Below are 17,527 nucleotides of genomic sequence, written 5' to 3' on the forward strand. Positions count from 1 at the left end.
GCTGCGATACACTCGCGCCATGCTTGCTTGGGAGCCGGTCATCGGGCTGGAGGTGCACGTCCACCTCTCGACCCGAAGCAAGATCTTCTGTCGTTGCGAGAACCGTTTCGGCGCCGATCCCAACACCCTGGTCTGCCCGGTCTGTCTCGGCTATCCCGGCACTCTGCCGGTCGTCAATAGCCACGCGATCGAGCTCGCGGCGACGTTGGCGCTCGCCCTCGACTGCGAGGTCCACGGAGCTTCGGTTTTCGCGCGCAAGAACTACTTCTACGCCGATCTGCCCAAGGGCTACCAGATCAGCCAGTTCGACCGGCCGCTCGCCGAGCGCGGCACGCTTCCGCTCACCGATCACCCGCGCTCCATTCGAGTCCATCGCCTGCATCTCGAGGAGGACGCCGGCAAGCTCCTGCACGAATGGCCCGGCGGCGGCCGCCTCGAGGACGCGAGCCTCGTGGATTTCAATCGCTGCGGCGTGCCGCTCGTCGAGATCGTCTCCGAGCCCGAGATCGCGAGCTCTGCGGAGGCCGAGGACTACCTGCGCAGCCTCCATCAGCTCCTGATGTTCACCGGCGCGAGCGACGGCAACATGGAGGAGGGCTCGCTGCGCTGCGACGCCAACGTTTCGCTCCGGCGCCCCGGGGACGACCGTCTCGGAACCAAAGTCGAGATCAAGAACCTGAACTCCTTCAAGAATGTCGCGCGCGCCATCGAGTACGAGATCGGACGGCAGGCCGCTCGCCTCGACGAAGGCCTGGATGTGGCCCAGGAGACGCGCGGATTCGACGCCGACGCCGGCCGGTCGCGCTCGCTGCGCGGCAAGGAGGCCGCCCACGACTATCGCTATTTCCCCGAGCCCGACCTGCCCGCGCTGCACCTCTCGGCCGAGCGTCTCGCTCGGCTGCGCGCGGCGCTTCCCGAGATGCCGTGGAAGCGCCGCGAGCGGTTCGTGCGGGAGCTCGGTCTCTCTCCGGCGGAGGCCCGCGACCTGATCGCGGCCCGCGAGCTCGCCGACTACTTCGAAGCCGTGGTCGCGGGCTGCCCGGGTTCGGCGCGCGCCGCCGCCAACTGGGTTCGCAACGACCTCGCGCGCGAGCTCAACGAGCGCCGCGCGGGACTCGAGTTGGCGATCGAGCCGGCGCGACTCGCGGAGATCGTGCGGTTGGTCGAGAATGGCGAGCTCTCCTCGAGCGGCGCGCGCGACCTGCTGGGCGTGATCTGGACGACGGGCGAGGGGGCCCGCGAAGCGATGGACCGGCTCGGCCTCGCCCAGGTACGCGACGAATCGCAGCTCGCCGCGTGGGTGAACGCAGTCGTGCGCGAGAGCCCCCAGCAGGCTGCCCAGTTCCGCGCCGGCAGGACACAGGTGCTCGGATTCCTCGTCGGCCAGGTGATGAAGCGCTCGGCAGGCAGGGCGGAGCCCCGGCGGGTCCAGGAGCTCCTCACCGCGGCGCTCCTCGAGGAGACGACCCCTGGGACCTGACTGTCAGCGCGCACCCGGCGGCCTGGCCTTCCCCGCCGCCGGAGGACTCCGGGCGTGATCCAGTTCTTCGGCGTCTCGAAGCGATTTCCGACCGGACAATCGGCGCTCGATGGCATCAATCTCGAGATCGCCCGCGGCGAGTTCTGTTTCATCACCGGCGCGAGCGGGGCCGGCAAGACGACCCTGCTCAAGCTGATCTTCCGCGAGGACGTGCCGAGCTCCGGCCAGATCCTGGTCAACGGGCGCAACGTCTCCCTGATCCCGCGCGGCAAGATCCCGTTTCTCCGCCGGACGATCGGCGTGGTCTTCCAGGACTTCCGCCTCATCGAGAGGAAGACGATCTTCGAGAACGTCGCCTTTCTGCCCCGTATCCTGGGACTCGATCACGGCCGGCAGAAACGCGTCGCGTTCGAGGCGCTGCGCCGCGTCGGACTCTCGCACCGCATGGCGAGCTTCCCCAGCCAGCTTTCGGGAGGAGAGAAGCAGCGGGTCGCCATCGCGCGCGCGCTGATCAACGAGCCCGAGATCCTGATCGCCGACGAGCCGACCGGCAATCTCGACAACGATCTCTCGCAGGAGATCGTCCGTCTCTTTCTCGACATCCACCTGCGCGGCACCACCGTCCTGTTCGCCACCCACGACCGGGCACTCATCGAGAGCGTCGGGCACCGTGTGTTGACACTCGCGCAAGGCAAGGTCGTCGACGATCGGCCCTCGCGTCGCAGCAGCGCGCCGCGCGCAGAGGAGCCCCCCGGAGCGACGGCGGAAGTCACTGGCGAGGGAGCGGCGTCCGGGGACGGCAGTTGAGTTTTCTGCAGGCGCTCGGATACTTCCTGCGCGAGGCCGCCATCGGGCTCGTGCGCAGCCTGCGCGTGAGCCTGCTGGCGATCCTCACCATCGCGGTGAGCCTCTTCCTGTCCGGAATGGTCCTCCTGGTGAGCAAGAACCTCGCGCGCACCGTGCACGAGTGGCGCGCCGAGGCACGCTTCGTCGTCTACCTCGCGCCCGAGGTCGACGCCTCCTCGAGGGCCGGCCTGCGCGCGCTGATCGAACAGGCGCCGTGGACCCGCAGCCTCGAGGAGATCACTCCAGAAGCGGCTCGGACACGCTTCGAGCGCTCCTTCCCGAGCCTCGCGGAGCTCGTCACCGAGCGCGGCGAAGGGGCGCTGCCGTACTCGTTCGAGGCGGTGCTCGAAGCCGTTCCTTCGGGCGAGAGCGCGCGCTTCTCTGCCTGGGTCGAGGAGCTTCGGGCGCGACCGGAGGTCGCCCTGGTCGACGCCGATCAGGACTGGATCAGCCAGATCGAGACCCTGCTCGCCCTGATTCGCGGCCTGGGGATCACCCTGGCGGCGATCCTGCTCGGCGCCTCGGTATTCACGATCGCGAGCGTCGTCCGGCTGACCTCCTTCCTTTATCGCGAGGAGATCGCAGTGATGCGCCTCGTCGGCGCCACCGAGTTCTACATCCGCGGCCCGTTCTACTTCGAGGGTATCCTGCAGGGCCTGCTCGGCGGACTGATGGCGGCGGGCGCGCTCGGCGCGGTTCATCTGATGATCGAACCCAGGGTCGCGAGCTCGATGGTCGCCGGCGCCCTCGGCGCCAACTTCCTCAGCCCGGGCGAGCTCGTCGCACTGGTCGCCTTCGGAGCGCTCGCCGGATGGGCCGGCGCCGTCGTCTCTCTCTCCCGCGAAAGCCTCGAAGCCCCCGGCAGCTGAATCCGGGCGAGGCATGCCTCGCCCATGGAATCACGAGGACAAAGAAAAACCCCGCGGCACAGTGGCTCCGCGGGGTTTCCCTCCACATCTGACGGGCGAGGCGCGCCTCGCCCGTCGGCGATTCGACTTACGGCAGGGTGACCACGATCACGACGCGCCGGTTCTGCTCCCGTCCGGCCTCGGTGTCGTTCGCGGCGATCGGTTCGGCGCTGCCCCGACTCTCGACCGCGATGCGACTGCCGTCGATCTGGTGGCGGGTCACCAGGAACGCCTTCGCTGCTTCGGCGCGGCGCAGGCCGAGAGCCTGATTGACCGCGTCGCTGCCCTGGTTGTCCGCGTGACCGATGATGAGCGCGGTGGCTGCGGGGCTCTGCTTGAGGCGCAGCGCGACCTCGTCCAGCTTGGCCTTGGCGATGTTCGACAGGCGCTCACTCGAGCTCGGGAAGGCGATCTCTTCACGAACCTCGGTCGGAGCCGGCGGCGGCGGCGGAGCCGGTGCGGGCGCGGGCGCCGGTGCGGGCGCGGGCGCCGGTGCGGGCGGCGGCGGCGGCGGCGCCGGAGCCGGTGGCGGCTCGACGACCGGGACGAACCGGGCCGGCATCAGCGTGAGGCCGACGAGGCCGCCGACCGGGCAGTGCTCGTCCGTGTCGGAGAGCTGGTTCAGCTCGAGGCGGAGTCCGAAGTTGACCGCCCAGGTGTGGTTCTCGCCGAACCAGTAGCGTCCGCCGGTGGTGAGGTCGAAGGCGTCGTCCGCATTCGAGTCGCCACCCTGATAGAAGGTCGCGGCGAGCTCGGTGATCCAGTCGAAGCGATCGTTGATCGCGGCCGCGTAGCCGACGCCGGCCAGAAGCTCTTCGGAGACGTCGAAGTTGTTGGCGTCACCGGCATCGCGATAGCCGACGTTCGCCAGCCAGTTGTGAGCGAAGTTCCAGTTGAAACCGACGCCGTAACCGGTGTCGCCGGTGACGATGCCTTCATCCTCGTCGCCCGTCGGCAGCTCGACGAACGCGTTCATGGAGAACGCCTTGCCTGCATCCGCGTCGCCGAAGAACTGGTACTTGGCGCCGACCCGGACATTGCCGATGCCGCTGCCCTCGATGTCATCGGCGAAGGCGCGGCCGTTGACGAAGCCACGGTGACGGTTGTCGGAGGCCGAGTAATCTTCGTACGGCACCATCAGCGAGAGCTCGAACCGGTCGGAGAGACCGTAGCCGACGCTGGCACCCAGCCGGTTCCAGTCGTAGTCCCAGTCGTCGGTGAGCGGCGCGGCGACGCCGCCCGGCACCGGCGCCACGAGACGATCCCAATTGTTGTACTGGAAGCCGAGCGACCATTCGCCGCGCGGCAGGGTCCAGCCGTCGATCAGGGTGAACAGTCCCGTCTCACCGGTCGCGGTGGGGGCCGACGACACCTGTGCGAGGGCCGGAAGGCCAGCCACGCAAGAGCCGACCAGGAGCAGAATCATGGGTAATTTCTTCATTCGTCCTCCAGAAAACAGCGGGAAAGTGCATCGTTCGAGAGACTGCCAAGGCGAATTGAGCCCCTGGGATCTGCCGACGTCGAATTATTGTAACTCCAACTGATCCTCAAAGAGCTGCCTCTTCGGGCCATTCCGCACGAATCGTGCCCGGTGCCGGGCAACCTGGAAGGGACGGGGAAAGCAGAGGTTCCGGGGAATTCCGAGACCCCGGGGGGAAGGGAGTCAAGCGGGCTGCAGGAGCTGTCCGACCCGATCGAGGAAGGTCTTGGCCTGGTTCGGGCCGAGCTGCGCCGAAACCACCTTCTCGCAAGCGCGAACCAGGTCCAGCACGGCGTCGGCGCCGCGCCCGGACTCCATCTCGGCCCGGAACAACCGAAGCGCGCCATCGAGCTGGCCGCCGCGCTCCTGGCCGGTCATCAACTGCTGCCCGAAACGGTAGATCTGTTCCGCTACCCGCACCTGCTCGTCGGGTGACATCCGCTGCAGGCGATCGAGCGGCAGGCGCCGGAGATCCTCGCGCAGCGCCAGCACTCCGGCGGTGAGCATGCCGTAGATGACCTTGCAGACTTCGAAGGCGCCGTGCCCCAGGCCGGCTGCGATCTCGTCGATGTTGCGGCGCTCGTCCACCTTGGAGACCACCGCCCACTCCGAGGGCGAGAAGGAAACCGAGCTCAGCCCCTCCTGCGGAGCGAACACCGGGACCATGCGGGTCGAGCCGATCTTCTTGGAGAGAATCTTCCATTCGTCGATCTGCCGCGCTGCCTCCATGAGGAGGTTGGTGTTCGACTTGTCGATCGACTCGACTTCCGATTCGGTTCCGGGGGTGAAGAGGAACTCGCCCTGCTGCCAGCGCGCCAGCTCGTAGACCGCATGCTCCCCGACGAGCGTGCTCACGACGGCATGCACGATCTGGCCCTTGCGAAGAAAGATCTTTCCGGCCTCCGCGCCGTTCTTCAGCGTGAAGACCCCGGTCTTCCCCGATACCGCCACCAACTGAATGATGTCGGGCAGCGGCAACTCACGAAGCGAACCTTGAAAGGCCACGATCCCCCGTCACTACGTCGGCTGCACTTGCGCCTGATCGTCGAGAGTCGAAGCGTAGCACAGCGAAAAAAAACCGGTCAAGCGCGGCGAGCGCCTAAGCACCTGAACAGGCACTACTTAGGGACACCTTCAGGCTCCGTCAGGCGACGCAGACTCTGCCGTTGTGAAGAGCACAACGCCACGGCGAGGGCGTCGGTCGCATCGGCAGGAAAGGCGCCCGTCGCGACTCCGAGGAGGAGCCCGACCATTCGCGCGACCTGGCCCTTCTCGGCCCGCCCGCTGCCGGTGACCGCGCTCTTGACCTCCGCGGGGGAGTACTCCTCGACCCGCAGGCCGCCGCGCGCGAGGGTGACGAGCAGCGCGCCCCGCGCTTCGGCGAGGACGATCACCGAGCGCGAGTTGACGCCGTGGAAAGGCCGCTCCAGGGCGGCAAAGTCGGGCCGGAAACGCTGCAGCAGCTCGTCGAGACCGTCGGCGAGGATCTTCAGCCGATCGGCGACAGCGAGCTTCGGCGGCGCCGACCATCGACCCGCGGCGACCGCCCGCGCCGTGCCGGCGCGGCAATCGATGAGTCCATAGCCTGTGTGCAGGCTGCCAGGGTCGAGTCCGAGGATGAGCATGAGATCGCGTTCGCCGGGGATCCGCCTGAGCGCCGGCAGAGGCCCTCCGCACGGAGCGATCATCCTACGCTAAACCCCTCAGGAATCAGCGGATCGCAGCGACGCGCTGATTGACTCGCTGGAGTCAGAGTGTTAGAACTGCCGCAACGTCTCTTGAGGGAGTTCCGATGTCGTTGATCCTCGTCGTTGAATCGGAAGGCCGCCACGCTGAGCGCGTGCGCGACGGCCTCGGCTCGGACGGCTGGCAGGTGGAAGTCGTCTCGAGCTGTGAAGCCGCGGTGGCCGCAGTGGCGGATCGCGCCCCGCAGCTCGTCATCGTCAACGCCGAGTTGCCGGGTGCTCCAGAGATGCTGCGCAGCTTTTCGCGGGCCCAGGGCGGACCGGGATCGATCGCGCTCCTGCCAGAGATCGTGGGCAAAGACCTGGGGCATCTCGAAGCCGACGAGTCGCTGATCAAGCCGTTCACCGAGAAGGACCTTCGGCAGCTCGCGCGCCGTGTCGCGAGCAGCGCGCGCACGCCGCGCAAGAGCGAGACCGAGGTCGATGCCGACCCGAAGAGGCTGACCTCGCACGAGCTGTTCGGCGACCTGCTCGCCGAAGTCGAAAACGAGGTCGAGGGCGTGCTGCCGGCGAAGAGCCCCGAGGCCGCCCCCCGACCGGCGCCGGCGCCGGTCGCTCCGGTTGCCGGCGCGCGATCGCTGGAGATGGAGCAGCGCCTCGAGCGCACCCTCTCCGGTTTGACGAAGGACGACCGGCCGGTCGCCGCGCCGCCCAAGAAGGCTTCGACGCAGATCGACGACATGCTGACGCGGACGCTCTCCGGTCTCGACATGCCGAAGAAGTCGATCAAGGCGGCGACCCCGGCCGCGCCGGCGAGCCCCGCGCCGGCGCCACGGCCCACGCCCGCCCCTGCGCCCCCCCCCGCAGTCACCGCGAAGCCAGAGCCGGCGCCACCCGCGCCGTCCACACCACCCGCTGCGCCGCCCGCGGCAGCCACGGCGGCGATCCCGCTCGTCCCTCCGCCGGCTGTGGTGCCCCCCCCGGCCGCCAAGCCCCCCGCTCCCACGCCGCCCGCGGCGCCCAAACCGCCGGCCACTCCGGCGACGCCCGCCATGGCCGCGCCCGCGGCGCGCAAGCAGAGCCGGGAGATCGACCTGGCCCAGCTCGATGAGCTTGCCAAGCCGCGCGCCAGGGAGAGCACGCCTTCGGCACGGCCCGCCGCCAAGGAGGGTTTCGCCACCCAGAAGATCTCCATCCAGCCCTCCTTCCTGCAGCCGCCGTCGAGTGAGTTCGGGCAGTACACGCTGCTCGAGCGGATCGCCGTCGGCGGCATGGCGGAGGTCTGGAAGGCGCGGATGAAAGGCGTCGAGGGTTTCCAGAAGACGGTCGCGATCAAGAAGATCCTGCCCCACCTCACCGACAGCTCCGACTTCGTCACGATGTTCATCGACGAGGCGAAGCTCGCCGCCCAGCTCAATCACAACAACATCATCCACATCTACGACCTCGGCAAGATCGGCGACGACTATTTCATCGCAATGGAGTTCGTGGACGGCAAGGACCTGCGCTCGATCCTGAACAGCGCGCGCGCCGAAAGCCGCCCGCTGCCGCTCGGCCTGGCTCTGCTGGTCGGTTCGCGGCTCGCCTCGGCGCTCGATCATGCGCACCGGCAGAAGGACTTCGAAGGCCGGGCCCTGGGCCTCGTGCATCGCGACGTCTCGCCCCAGAATGTCCTGATCAGTTACGAAGGCGACATCAAGCTCTGCGACTTCGGGATCGTCAAGGCGGTCACCAAAGCGTCGAAGACCCAGATGGGCGCTCTCAAAGGCAAGCTCCAGTACATGTCCCCCGAGCAGGCCTGGGGACGCCCCGTCGATGCGCGTTCCGACATCTTCTCGCTCGGCTCGCTGCTGTTCGAGATGCTGACCGGCAGGAGGCTCTTCTCCGGCGAAAGCGAGATGTCGGTCCTCGACGCCGTGCGCGAGGGCCGGATCCAGGCGCCGCGGGATCTCGACCCGAGGCTGCCGCTGGAGGTGAACGCGCTGGTTCTCAAGGCACTGGCGCGCGATCCCGACGACCGCTTCTCCTCGGCCGGCGAGATGCAACGCGAAATCGACGGCATTCTCGCCTCGCTCAAGCCGGCGCCTTCGCAGGCGGACCTCGGCGTTTACCTGCACCAGCTCTTCGCCGCCGAAGCCGCGGCAGGTGCGGCTCCGGCCTTCTCGGGGGCACTGCCGTCGATCGCGCCAGCTCCCGCCGCGCGCAGCGCCGCCGCCCCCCCGTCAGCGGCGGTGCCGGGGCGGCAGCCGGAGGTCGCGGTCGTGGCTCCGACCGGCGTCTCGAAGATCGAAGAGCCCGACGCTGGACGCAGCGGCAAGATGCTCTGGATCGCCATCGGAGGCGTCGCGGCCGCCGGCCTCATCGCCTACTTCGCGCTCGGCCGCGGTAAGGCGTCCGCACCCTCGACCCCGCCCGCGGCGACCGAGATCGCGGCGCCGACGCAGGACGTCGCGAATGCCACAGGCACTGCGGGAACCAGCGAGGCCGGCACTCCCGCGGCGCCCGCGACCACGGTGTCCGAGGTGCCGGCCGCGCCGCCGGCAGCGGCACCCGCCGCAGGACAGAACGTCGACCAGTTGGTGAGCGACGAGGTCAAGCGGCGCGAGGAAGAGCTCAAGCGGAAATACGAAGAGGAGCTCGCGCGCCGCAAGGCCGAGCTCGACAAGCTGAACACCAAGCCGCCGGCGGCCGCGCAAGCGCCGGCGACCGTCGCGGCCGCACCGCCGGTCGCGCAGGAAGTCCCGGTCGAGACGGCACCGGCACCCGCCCCGGCCGAGCCCGAGGTGGTCGCGCCGCCCGCCGCCGAGCCGGTCGTCGAAGCGCCGCCAGCGGCGCCGGCGGCGCCGCTGGTCAAGGAAGGCGATCTCGTCCGGCCGGGCGCCGGAGTGAAGCCGCCAGTTCTTGTCAGCCTCACGAAACCAGAGTATCCTGCGATGGCTCGACGCATGAAAGTGGAGGGGACAGTCATCGTGTCCCTGCTGGTCGACGAGACCGGCCGAGTCGCGGAAACGCGCCTCGAAAGCGGAGTGTCGCAGAAGGTCGGCATCAACGAAGCGGCGGTCGCGGCAGCAAAGTCTGCGGTGTTCAGTCCCGCCACCAAGTCTGGCGTGCGGGTGAAGATGTGGTACCAACTCAAGATTCCGTTCAAGCTGTAAGGAGAACGCATGAGCCTGAACGACCAACAGCGGAAGTTCTACGAGAACACCCTCTCCGTCACCAAGCAGGAGATTTCGGATCTCGATCGTCAGATCGAGGACGAGCTCGCCAAGGTGAAGGAGAAGCTCGCCCAGCTGCAGAACGCGAAGAAGGCCGCGCGCCAGATGTACGACGCCGCCTGCCTTCGTCTCGGAATTCCGAACGACCTCGAGGCGGAGGAAGAGGGCGCAGCCGAAATCTGAGCCCGTTCGTCTGCTAACGGGTCCGCGCATTCCGGATCCGCCAGGGGCGCCGATCGAATCGTCGACCGGCGCCTCTGTCGTTTCCTCCGTCAGCATTCTTGCGGCGGGTGGCCCGATCTAGCGGACCCGATCCCCGATCCCCGAACCCGACATGGCCTGGTTCAAGAAAGACAAGAAGCCGAAAGCCGTCCGTGAATCGCGCGAGCGCAGCACGGTGCCGGAGGGTCTCTGGCTGCGCTGCGACGGTTGCCGGGAGATCGTCTACTCGAAAGAGCTCGAGCGCAATCTCCGCATCTGCCCGAAGTGCGGCTACCACTTCCGCATCGACGCGCCGGCGCGCATCGCCCTGCTGCTCGACGATCCGGGTGCGAAGACCCTCTTCGACGAGGTCGTACCCGCCGATCCGCTCGGATTCACCGACACGAAGCGCTACGCCGACCGCCTGAAGGCCTACCAGAAGGCCCTCGGCGTCGCCGATGCCGCGATCGTCGTCGCCGGAGCCATCGAAGAGATGCCCGTGGTGCTCGCGGTCATGGACTACCGGTTCATGGGCGGCTCGATGGGCTCCGTCGTCGGCGAGAAGCTCACCCGCGCCGCCGAGGCCGCTCGTGATCGAAAGCTCCCGCTGATCATCGTCTCGGCCTCGGGGGGGGCGCGCATGCAGGAGGGCATCCTCTCGCTCATGCAGATGGCGAAGATCTCGGCCGCCCTGATGCGCCTGCGCGAGGCCGGGGTGCCCTACATCTCGGTGCTCACCGACCCGACGACCGGCGGCGTCACGGCATCGTTCGCGATGCTGGGCGACCTGAACATCGCCGAGCCCGGCGCCCTCATCGGCTTCGCCGGACCGCGCGTCATCGAGCAGACGATCCGACAGAGCCTCCCCGAGGGGTTCCAGCGCAGCGAGTTCCTGCTCGAGCACGGCTTCCTCGACCTCGTCGTGCCGCGGCCCGAGCTCAAGGCGACGCTCGCGCGCTGCCTGCGGCACCTCGCCTGACGGACTTTCGCGGAGGCGAACGAGCGCCCATGGCCTCGGCCCGCGAGATCCTCCTCGGACTCGAGCAGTGGGGCATCCGGCTCGGCCTCGAACACCTGCGCGAGCTCGCCGCCGCCCTCGGCCATCCCGAACGCGCGACGCCGGCGGTCATCGTCGCCGGCACCAACGGCAAGGGTTCGGTTTCCGCCCTGCTCGCCTCGATCGCCGAGGCCGCGGGCCTCCGGACCGGGCTCTACACCTCGCCCCATCTCGAGCGGGTCGAAGAACGGATCCGGGTCGGCGGGCGAGAGATCGACGCCGCCGCGCTGGGCGATCTGCTGCAGGAGGTCCTCGCCGCCGCCGCCCGGCTCGGCCACGCGAGTCCGACCTACTTCGAGGCGATGACGCTCGGCGCCCTCCTCCAGTTCGCGCGCCAGAAGGTCGACCTCTCCGTCCTCGAGGTCGGTATGGGGGGGCGCCTCGACGCCACCAACCTCGCCGATGGGCGTCTCGCCGTCGTTACCGCCATCGCACTCGACCATCAGGAGTTCCTGGGCTCGACTCTCGACGCCATCGCGCGGGAGAAGGCCGGGGTTCTGCGCACCGGACAGCCGGCGGTCTTCTCTCCCCAGCTCCCCGACGCCGCGCGGGCGCTCGCCGACGAAGCCGGGAAGCGCGGCGCGCGGGCGCTCGACGTCGGCGACGAGGTCGTCGCGATGGCTGTGCGCTTTCGCGGCCTTGCCGGCCTGGGGATCCGCCTCACGACCCGGCAGCGCAGCTACGAGCTCGAGAGCGCACTCTCCGGACGCCATCAGGCCTGGAACGTCGCGACCGCGGTCGTCGCCGCCGAGCAGTTCGCGGCGGCCGGTCTGCCCACGCTTCCGCCCGGCGCGATCGTCGCCGGCGTCGCGGCGTGCCGGTGGCCCGGCCGGCTCGAAGCGCTGCCCGTGCCCGGCGCGGGCACGACCGTGCTGCTCGACGCCGCGCACAATCCCGCCGGTTGCAAGGCCCTGGTCGAATTCCTCGACGAGCTCGACCGCCCCTTCACCCTGCTCTTCGGCGCCCTGGCGGACAAGGACCTCGGGCAGATGCTGCCGGATCTCGCGGCGCGCGCCAGTCGCGTGGTGCTGACCCGTCCGGCCTCGCCGCGCGCCGCCGACCCGGCGACACTCGCCGCCCTCGTGCCGGCAGCGAAGAGCGTTCGCGTCGAAGCGCGTATCGAAGCGGCCCTCGAGCTCGCCCTCGCGGACGAGCCCGCACGGCCCGCGCCGCCCCACTTGGCCCATCTGCCCCACCTGGTCGTGGCGTGCGGCTCGATCTTCCTGATCGGCGAGCTGCGTACGATCCTCCTGCGATCGCGCCCCGAACCCTCGGGCTGACCGACGGCGCGACGGCGAAGCCGCGATTCTGCGAGGATGGGGTCCGGAGAGCGCCTTGACAGCCCGTCCCCAGGACGCCCCGTCCGACGCCAGGTCCGTGCGGGCGATCCTCCGCCCACGCGCTCGCGATCCCATCCTGGTTTGTGGACTTGCCTTCCTGCTCGCGCTGGTCTCCCTCTACATCTTTCCGATCGTCTCTCCTGCGCGGCTCTCGGCCTGGAGCGAGGGCCCGATCTTCGTGCCGCTGCTCTTCTGGGTCGTGGCGGCCACCTTCGCCCGTTCACGGCATGCGCCCGAGCTCCAGGAACAGCGATTCTGGCGTTGGATCGCCTGCGGCTTCGCCTGTTGGCTCGCCGCCCTCCTGCTCTCTCTCACACCGGCCTGGGGGGAGGGCTCCCTGGAGCTGCGCCTGATCTACGACGGGCTCTTCGTGGCCTTCTATCTCCAGCTCTTCCTGGCGACGACCAAGGCGCCGCATGCCCCGAGGGCCGCCGCGCAGCGCGACGCCAGCGCGGGACTCGTCGCGCTCGGCACCGTCATCTTCGGCGTCGGGATGACGGCCTACTTCGACCTCATTCCCTATCTGCTCGACCGCTCCGACTTCGGCAGTCGCGCCCCTGCCTTCTATCTTTTTCTCGCTCTCGACTTCGCCCTCATCGCCCGTGCGGCCACCCAGGTGCGGGCGACGAAGGACCGCAGCTGGCGTTGGCCCTACGCGCTCGTGCTGCTCGCCACGGCCCTGCTCGGACTGGGCGACCTGCTCGATCTGCTCGACCGGCTCAGGCTCCACACCTACGCCTCGGGCACGGCGACCGATTTTCTCTGGTACGGAGTGCTGATCGCGGTCGCCGTCGCGGCGAGCCTGCGCGAGTCCGCCGCGCCGCCATTGCCGGCCTCCGGACCGCCCGGCGTCCTGTTCAGCAGTCCACTGCTGACTTTCGCGTTCATCGTGCCGCTGGTGCATTTTATGTACTCGGGCGCGGGCCTTCTCGGAGCGCGTTCGCAGCACCCGCGCGAGGCCGTCGCCCTGGCGACGATGGCAGGCGTGTTGCTCGTTGCCTGGTGGCAGCAGTTGCGGCTGGAGCGAAGCCATCTCGCTCTCGAGCGCGAGCTCGATCAGGAGCGTCTTCGCGTGCGCAACGCCGAACGCCTCGAGGCGGTCGCGACGATGGCGGGAGGCGTGGCGCACGACTTCAATAACCAGCTCGCGATCGTTCTGGGGTACGCCGAGCTCCTGGAACGGGAGGCTGCAGTCCGGCCGGAGCTCCTCGAACCGGTGCGGGAGATCAGCGTCGCAGCGAGCCGGGCGGCGAGATTGACGAAAGACCTGCTCGCGGTCGGCGGCAGGCAGGCGTTGGCGAGGCGGCCCATGAATCTGAATGAGGTCGTCGGTGCGCTCGAGAACCAACTGCGTGCGCTCACGGGATCTGCAATTCGCCTGGAGCTCGCGCTCGCCCCGGAGCCTGCCACCGTGATGGCCGATCGCGGAGAGATCGAGCGCGCCATCCTCTCCCTGGCGGCGAACTCGACGGAGGCGATGCCCAACGGCGGCCGGTTGTGCGTCAGCGTGGCCCTTTCGGAGCCTCTCGAGAGCGCCTCGGCCCCCCGACTCGTCACTCTCGAGGTTCTGGACGAAGGCCGGGGAATGCCCGCCGAAGTCCTCGCCCACGCTCTGGAGCCCTTCTTCACCACGAAGCCCTTCGGCCAGAGCGGCGGCCTCGGGCTCGCCGCAGTCCATGGCGCCGTCACGCAGCTCGGTGGAACGCTGACGATCGCGAGCGAACCGGGCAAGGGCACCCGCGTCACCATCCGGCTTCCCTACGCCGGCGAGAGCCGCGCAAACCCTCTCTAGGCCGGTGGGGGGCCGATGCGTCGGGCGATGCGCATGACCATCTCGAGGGCCTGCTCGCAGTTGAGGCGCGGGTCGACCTGGGTGCGGTAGGCGAGCTCGAGGCCCGCCGCCTCGAGTCCGCGCGCGCCACCGATGCATTCGGTGACGTTCTCTCCGGTGAGCTCGAGGTGAACGCCGCCCAGCACCGAGCCGATCGTCTGGTGAATCGCGAACGCCTGCTCGAGCTCCTCGAGGATGTGCTCGAAGCGCCGGGTCTTCCTGCCCAGCTGCGTCGACTCGGTGTTGCCGTGCATCGGATCGCAGGACCAGACGACGCGGCGGCCGGCGCGCTCGACCGCCTCGACGAGCGGCGGCAGTCCGGCGGCGATCGCCCGCGCGCCGAACCGGTGAATGAGCGTCAGCCGGCCAGGCTCGTTGTGCGGAGAGAGCACATCGATGAGCTCGAGCAGCCCCTCCGCCGACGTTGCCGGACCGATCTTGACGGCGACCGGATTGGCGATGCCGCGGAAGTACTCGACATGGGCGCCGCCGAGCTTCGCGGTGCGCATGCCGATCCAGGGAAAGTGGGTCGAGAGGTTGTACCAGCCATCGCGATGCGGCACCTTGCGGGTCTGCGCCTGCTCATAGAGCAGATGCAGGCCCTCGTGACTGGTGAAGAAGTCGACCCGGTTCATCTCCCCCACCTGCCGGCCGGCGAGGGTCTCCATGAAGCGCAGCGAGTCGCCGATACCGGCGACGATCCGCCGGTAGTCCTCGGCGAGCGGCGAGTGCTGGACGAAGTCGAGGTCCCAGTACTCGGGATGGTGGAGGTCGGCGAAGCCGCCGTCCACCAGGGCGCGGATGAAGTTGAGCGTCAGCGCGGCGCGCTCGTAGCCGCGCAGGAGGAGTTGCGGATCGCTCGCGCGGTCGGCGGCGGTGAACGGCGTACGGTTGATGAGATCGCCGCGGTAGGCCGGGAGCGCCACACCGGCCTGCTCCTCGAGGTCCGCCGAGCGCGGCTTGGCGTACTGGCCCGCGAAGCGCCCGACGCGAATGACCCGCCGTTGCGAACCGTGCACCAGCACGAGGCTCATCTGCAGCAGGACCTTGAGCTTGTTGGCGATGACCGCGGAGGTGCAGTCGGCGAAGCTCTCGGCGCAGTCTCCCCCCTGCAGCAGAAAGGCCTTTCCGGCGGCGGCGTCGGCGAGCTGGCTCTTGAGCGCTTCGACCTCCCAGGAGGTGACCAGGGGCGGCAGAGACGCCAGCTGGCGATAAACCTCCTCCACAGCTTCCGGATCCGTGTAGACCGGCTGCTGCTCGGCCGGAAGGCGCCGCCAGGAATCGGGGGACCAGCCGGTCACGACGCCCTCCCGCTTTTCAACGAGCGGGGCTGGGGGCGTTGGCGCCAGTGGCGGCAGCGGCATCGGAGGGGGTGGCGGTGTCGGCGGGGGTGTAGAGCGGGAAGCGGGCGCAGAGCCGGCGCACGCGTTCGCGCACCGCGGCCTGCACCCCGGTATCTTCGGGCGCCGCCAGGACCTCGGAGATCAGCCGCGCGATCTCGCCCATCTCCGGGCCCTTCATGCCGCGCGTCGTGACGGCGGCGGTGCCGACCCGGACGCCGGAAGCGACCATCGGGGACTGGGTATCGAAGGGGATCGTGTTCTTGTTCACCGTGATCTGGGCGGCGTCGAGCGCACCCTCCGACGCCTTTCCGGTCAGACCGCGGCTGGCGACATCCATCAGGAAGAGGTGATTGTCGGTGCCGCCCGAGACGATCCGGAAGCCCTCCGCCGCGAGCGCCGCGGCCAGGGTAGCGGTGTTGGCGACGACCTGCGCCTGATAGGCGCGGAAGCCTGCGGAGAGCGCTTCCTCGAACGCCACCGCCTTGGCAGCGATGATGTGCATCAACGGACCGCCCTGAAGGCCGGGAAAGACCGCCCGGTCGATCTCCTTGGCGAACTCCTGCCTGCACAGGATCACTCCGCCGCGCGGTCCGCGCAGCGTCTTGTGGGTCGTCGAGGTGACGAAATGGCAGTGCGGAACCGGCGAGGGGTGGAGCCCGGCGGCCACCAGCCCGGCGATGTGGGCGATGTCCGCCATGAGGAGCGAGCCGGCGCGGTCGGCGATCTCGCGAAAGCGCGCGAAATCGATCGTCCGGCTGTAGGCCGAAGCGCCGCAGACGATGAGCTTCGGCCGGTGCTCGAGCGCCAACCGCTCGACCTCGTCGAAATCGATGCGCTCGGTCGCGCGATCGACGCCGTAGGCGACGACGTTGAAGTCGCGGCCCGAATAGGAGAGGCGATGGCCGTGGGTGAGGTGCCCGCCGCAGGAGAGGTCCATCCCCATCAGGGTGTCGCCCGGGCGCAGCATGGCGAAGTAGACCGCAGTGTTCGCCGAAGTGCCCGAGTGCGGCTGCACGTTGGCGTGCTCGGCGCCGAAGAGCCGCTTCAAGCGGTCGATCGCCAGCGTCTCGACCCGGTCGACCACTTCGCAGCCGCCGTAGTAGCGGCGTCCCGGATACCCCTCGGCATACTTGTTGGTGAGGACGCTGCCGGCGGCCTCCATCACTGCGCGACTGGCGAAGTTCTCCGAAGCGATGAGCTCCAGTCCGGTGTTCTGGCGCTCCTTTTCGGCGGCAATCTCGACGGCGATTTCGGGGTCCACCTCGACCAGCGGGCGAGCGATCATCCAGGGTCTCCGTCCAGCTTGGCGACACGGCGCTGGTGGCGGCCGCCTTCGAATGGGGTGGCGAGAAAGAGGTCGACGATCGCTTCCGCGAGCGGCGGCGCGACGATGCGGCTGCCGAGGGTGAGAACGTTGGCGTCGTTGTGCTGCCGGCAGAGCCGGGCGGAATAGAGATCCACGCAGGCGGCGGCGCGGACGCCACGGTGGCGGTTGGCGGCGATCGCCATGCCGATCCCTGAGCCGCAGACCAGAATGCCGCGCTCGGCGGAGCCGGCGGCGACCGCCCGCGCCACCTCCGCAGCAAAATCCGGATAGTCCACCGAGACTTCGGAGTGGGCGCCGACGTCGTGCAGCTCGTGCCCGGCTTCCGCGAGGCGGGCACGAAGATGGTCTTTCAGGGTGTAGCCGGCGTGATCGGCACCGATCGCGATGCGCATGGTGGTGCCAGGCTCAGCTGCCTTCCGTCTCCGGGATCGTCTCCTGGGTCGACTCTTCGGCCTTCTTGGCGGCAGGCTTCTTGGCCGGCGCCTTGCGGACCTTCTTCTCGGCGGAGTCGGAGGCCGCGGCCCCGGCATCAGCGCCAGCATCCGCGGCGGGCTTCTTGGCTGCCGGCTTCTTCGTCGCCTTCTTGTCGGCTCCGGCGGCGGCGGCGTCGGTCTCCTTCTCGTTCGGCTTCAGGGCCCGCTTCGAGCCCTCCGTCCGCGCCGTCTTGCGCTTGGCGACCTCTTCCTGATTGCGCTGTCTGAGACGCTCGAGGCGGCGTTGACGCCGCCGTCGGAGATCGCGATCTTTTTCACGCATAACGGCTTCTCCTCAACTTCAATTGTTGAATAACAGGCCCCTGCAGCTTGCCGCAGGG

General features: G+C 69.0%; 15 protein-coding genes. 8 read left to right on the forward strand and 7 right to left on the reverse strand.

Annotated features, from left to right (window positions below):
- Window positions 1-19 precede the first annotated feature (19 nt).
- Genes gatB through KBI44_05840 form a run of 3 tightly spaced genes read left to right on the forward strand, consistent with a single transcriptional unit; the run spans window position 20 to window position 3,195 of the window.
- Window positions 20-1,480 (forward strand): Asp-tRNA(Asn)/Glu-tRNA(Gln) amidotransferase subunit GatB, encoded by a 1,461-nt coding sequence (gene gatB / locus KBI44_05830; protein ID MBP9143984.1) that lies wholly within the window; start codon window positions 20-22, stop codon window positions 1,478-1,480.
- Between the two features lie 54 nt (window positions 1,481-1,534).
- A complete protein-coding gene (ftsE, locus tag KBI44_05835) occupies window positions 1,535-2,287 on the forward strand; it encodes a cell division ATP-binding protein FtsE (protein ID MBP9143985.1) in 753 nt (250 codons plus the stop codon).
- Window positions 2,284-3,195 carry a permease-like cell division protein FtsX gene (locus KBI44_05840; GenBank protein MBP9143986.1) on the forward strand — a complete coding sequence of 304 codons (912 nt, stop codon included), beginning with the start codon at window positions 2,284-2,286 and terminating at the stop codon, window positions 3,193-3,195. Before ftsE ends, KBI44_05840 begins: the two co-directional genes overlap by 4 nt.
- Before the next feature lie 127 nt (window positions 3,196-3,322).
- Here the strand turns inward: KBI44_05840 and KBI44_05845 are convergent, their stop codons facing one another.
- The 3 genes from KBI44_05845 to ruvC all read right to left on the reverse strand — a co-directional run bounded on the left by KBI44_05845 (window position 3,323) and on the right by ruvC (window position 6,339).
- A complete protein-coding gene (locus KBI44_05845) occupies window positions 3,323-4,675 on the reverse strand; it encodes an OmpA family protein (protein ID MBP9143987.1) in 1,353 nt (450 codons plus the stop codon).
- Window positions 4,676-4,897: 222 nt separating this feature from the next.
- A complete protein-coding gene (locus tag KBI44_05850; protein MBP9143988.1) occupies window positions 4,898-5,719 on the reverse strand; it encodes a DUF4388 domain-containing protein in 822 nt (273 codons plus the stop codon).
- 113 nt (window positions 5,720-5,832) lie between these two features.
- Window positions 5,833-6,339, reverse strand: a complete 507-nt coding sequence (gene ruvC, locus KBI44_05855) for a crossover junction endodeoxyribonuclease RuvC (GenBank protein ID MBP9143989.1) — start codon at window positions 6,337-6,339, stop codon at window positions 5,833-5,835.
- Window positions 6,340-6,506: 167 nt separating this feature from the next.
- On the opposite strand from ruvC, the gene KBI44_05860 reads away from it, so the two are divergent.
- The 5 genes from KBI44_05860 (at window position 6,507) to KBI44_05880 (ending at window position 14,004) form a co-directional block, all read left to right on the forward strand.
- Window positions 6,507-9,554, forward strand: coding sequence for a TonB family protein (locus tag KBI44_05860; protein MBP9143990.1), 3,048 nt, complete (start codon window positions 6,507-6,509; stop codon window positions 9,552-9,554).
- A gap of 9 nt (window positions 9,555-9,563) precedes the next feature.
- Complete coding sequence (locus KBI44_05865; GenBank protein ID MBP9143991.1) at window positions 9,564-9,797, forward strand: hypothetical protein; 234 nt, start codon at window positions 9,564-9,566, stop codon at window positions 9,795-9,797.
- A gap of 151 nt (window positions 9,798-9,948) precedes the next feature.
- Complete coding sequence (locus tag KBI44_05870) at window positions 9,949-10,794, forward strand: acetyl-CoA carboxylase carboxyltransferase subunit beta (GenBank protein ID MBP9143992.1); 846 nt, start codon at window positions 9,949-9,951, stop codon at window positions 10,792-10,794.
- A gap of 29 nt (window positions 10,795-10,823) precedes the next feature.
- Window positions 10,824-12,152, forward strand: a complete 1,329-nt coding sequence (locus tag KBI44_05875; protein MBP9143993.1) for a bifunctional folylpolyglutamate synthase/dihydrofolate synthase — start codon at window positions 10,824-10,826, stop codon at window positions 12,150-12,152.
- A 55-nt stretch (window positions 12,153-12,207) separates the two neighbouring features.
- A complete protein-coding gene (locus KBI44_05880; protein MBP9143994.1) occupies window positions 12,208-14,004 on the forward strand; it encodes a hypothetical protein in 1,797 nt (598 codons plus the stop codon).
- Here the strand turns inward: KBI44_05880 and KBI44_05885 are convergent.
- Genes KBI44_05885 through KBI44_05900 form a run of 4 tightly spaced genes read right to left on the reverse strand, consistent with a single transcriptional unit; the run spans window position 14,001 to window position 17,469 of the window.
- On the reverse strand, window positions 14,001-15,407 hold the full coding sequence (locus KBI44_05885) for a 3-deoxy-7-phosphoheptulonate synthase class II (protein ID MBP9143995.1): 1,407 nt from the start codon (window positions 15,405-15,407) through the stop codon (window positions 14,001-14,003). The two genes, KBI44_05880 and KBI44_05885, sit on opposite strands and share 4 nt — an antisense overlap.
- Window positions 15,361-16,671, reverse strand: coding sequence for a serine hydroxymethyltransferase (locus tag KBI44_05890; GenBank protein MBP9143996.1), 1,311 nt, complete (start codon window positions 16,669-16,671; stop codon window positions 15,361-15,363). Before KBI44_05890 ends, KBI44_05885 begins: the two co-directional genes overlap by 47 nt.
- The gene (rpiB, locus tag KBI44_05895) at window positions 16,668-17,105 is read right to left on the reverse strand and encodes a ribose 5-phosphate isomerase B (GenBank protein ID MBP9143997.1); all 438 of its coding nucleotides are present in this window, start codon (window positions 17,103-17,105) and stop codon (window positions 16,668-16,670) included. Before rpiB ends, KBI44_05890 begins: the two co-directional genes overlap by 4 nt.
- A gap of 13 nt (window positions 17,106-17,118) precedes the next feature.
- Window positions 17,119-17,469, reverse strand: coding sequence for a hypothetical protein (locus KBI44_05900; protein MBP9143998.1), 351 nt, complete (start codon window positions 17,467-17,469; stop codon window positions 17,119-17,121).
- Window positions 17,470-17,527: the final 58 nt, after the last annotated feature.

It is taken from the genome of Thermoanaerobaculia bacterium, assembly GCA_018057705.1.
In the GTDB taxonomy this organism is placed as follows: domain Bacteria; phylum Acidobacteriota; class Thermoanaerobaculia; order Multivoradales; family JAGPDF01; genus JAGPDF01.

Bases quoted from the DNA above. Each gene is read 5' to 3' on its own strand.
- gatB (MBP9143984.1), top strand. From the start codon at position 20: ATGCTTGCTTGGGAGCCGGTCATCGGGCTGGAGGTGCACGTCCACCTC.
- KBI44_05845 (MBP9143987.1), bottom strand. From the start codon at position 4,675: ATGAAGAAATTACCCATGATTCTGCTCCTGGTCGGCTCTTGCGTGGCT.
- ruvC (MBP9143989.1), bottom strand. From the start codon at position 6,339: ATGCTCATCCTCGGACTCGACCCTGGCAGCCTGCACACAGGCTATGGA.
- KBI44_05860 (MBP9143990.1), top strand. From the start codon at position 6,507: ATGTCGTTGATCCTCGTCGTTGAATCGGAAGGCCGCCACGCTGAGCGC.
- KBI44_05865 (MBP9143991.1), top strand. From the start codon at position 9,564: ATGAGCCTGAACGACCAACAGCGGAAGTTCTACGAGAACACCCTCTCC.
- KBI44_05870 (MBP9143992.1), top strand. From the start codon at position 9,949: ATGGCCTGGTTCAAGAAAGACAAGAAGCCGAAAGCCGTCCGTGAATCG.
- KBI44_05875 (MBP9143993.1), top strand. From the start codon at position 10,824: ATGGCCTCGGCCCGCGAGATCCTCCTCGGACTCGAGCAGTGGGGCATC.
- KBI44_05885 (MBP9143995.1), bottom strand. From the start codon at position 15,407: ATGCCGCTGCCGCCACTGGCGCCAACGCCCCCAGCCCCGCTCGTTGAA.
- KBI44_05890 (MBP9143996.1), bottom strand. From the start codon at position 16,671: ATGATCGCTCGCCCGCTGGTCGAGGTGGACCCCGAAATCGCCGTCGAG.
- rpiB (MBP9143997.1), bottom strand. From the start codon at position 17,105: ATGCGCATCGCGATCGGTGCCGATCACGCCGGCTACACCCTGAAAGAC.
- KBI44_05900 (MBP9143998.1), bottom strand. From the start codon at position 17,469: ATGCGTGAAAAAGATCGCGATCTCCGACGGCGGCGTCAACGCCGCCTC.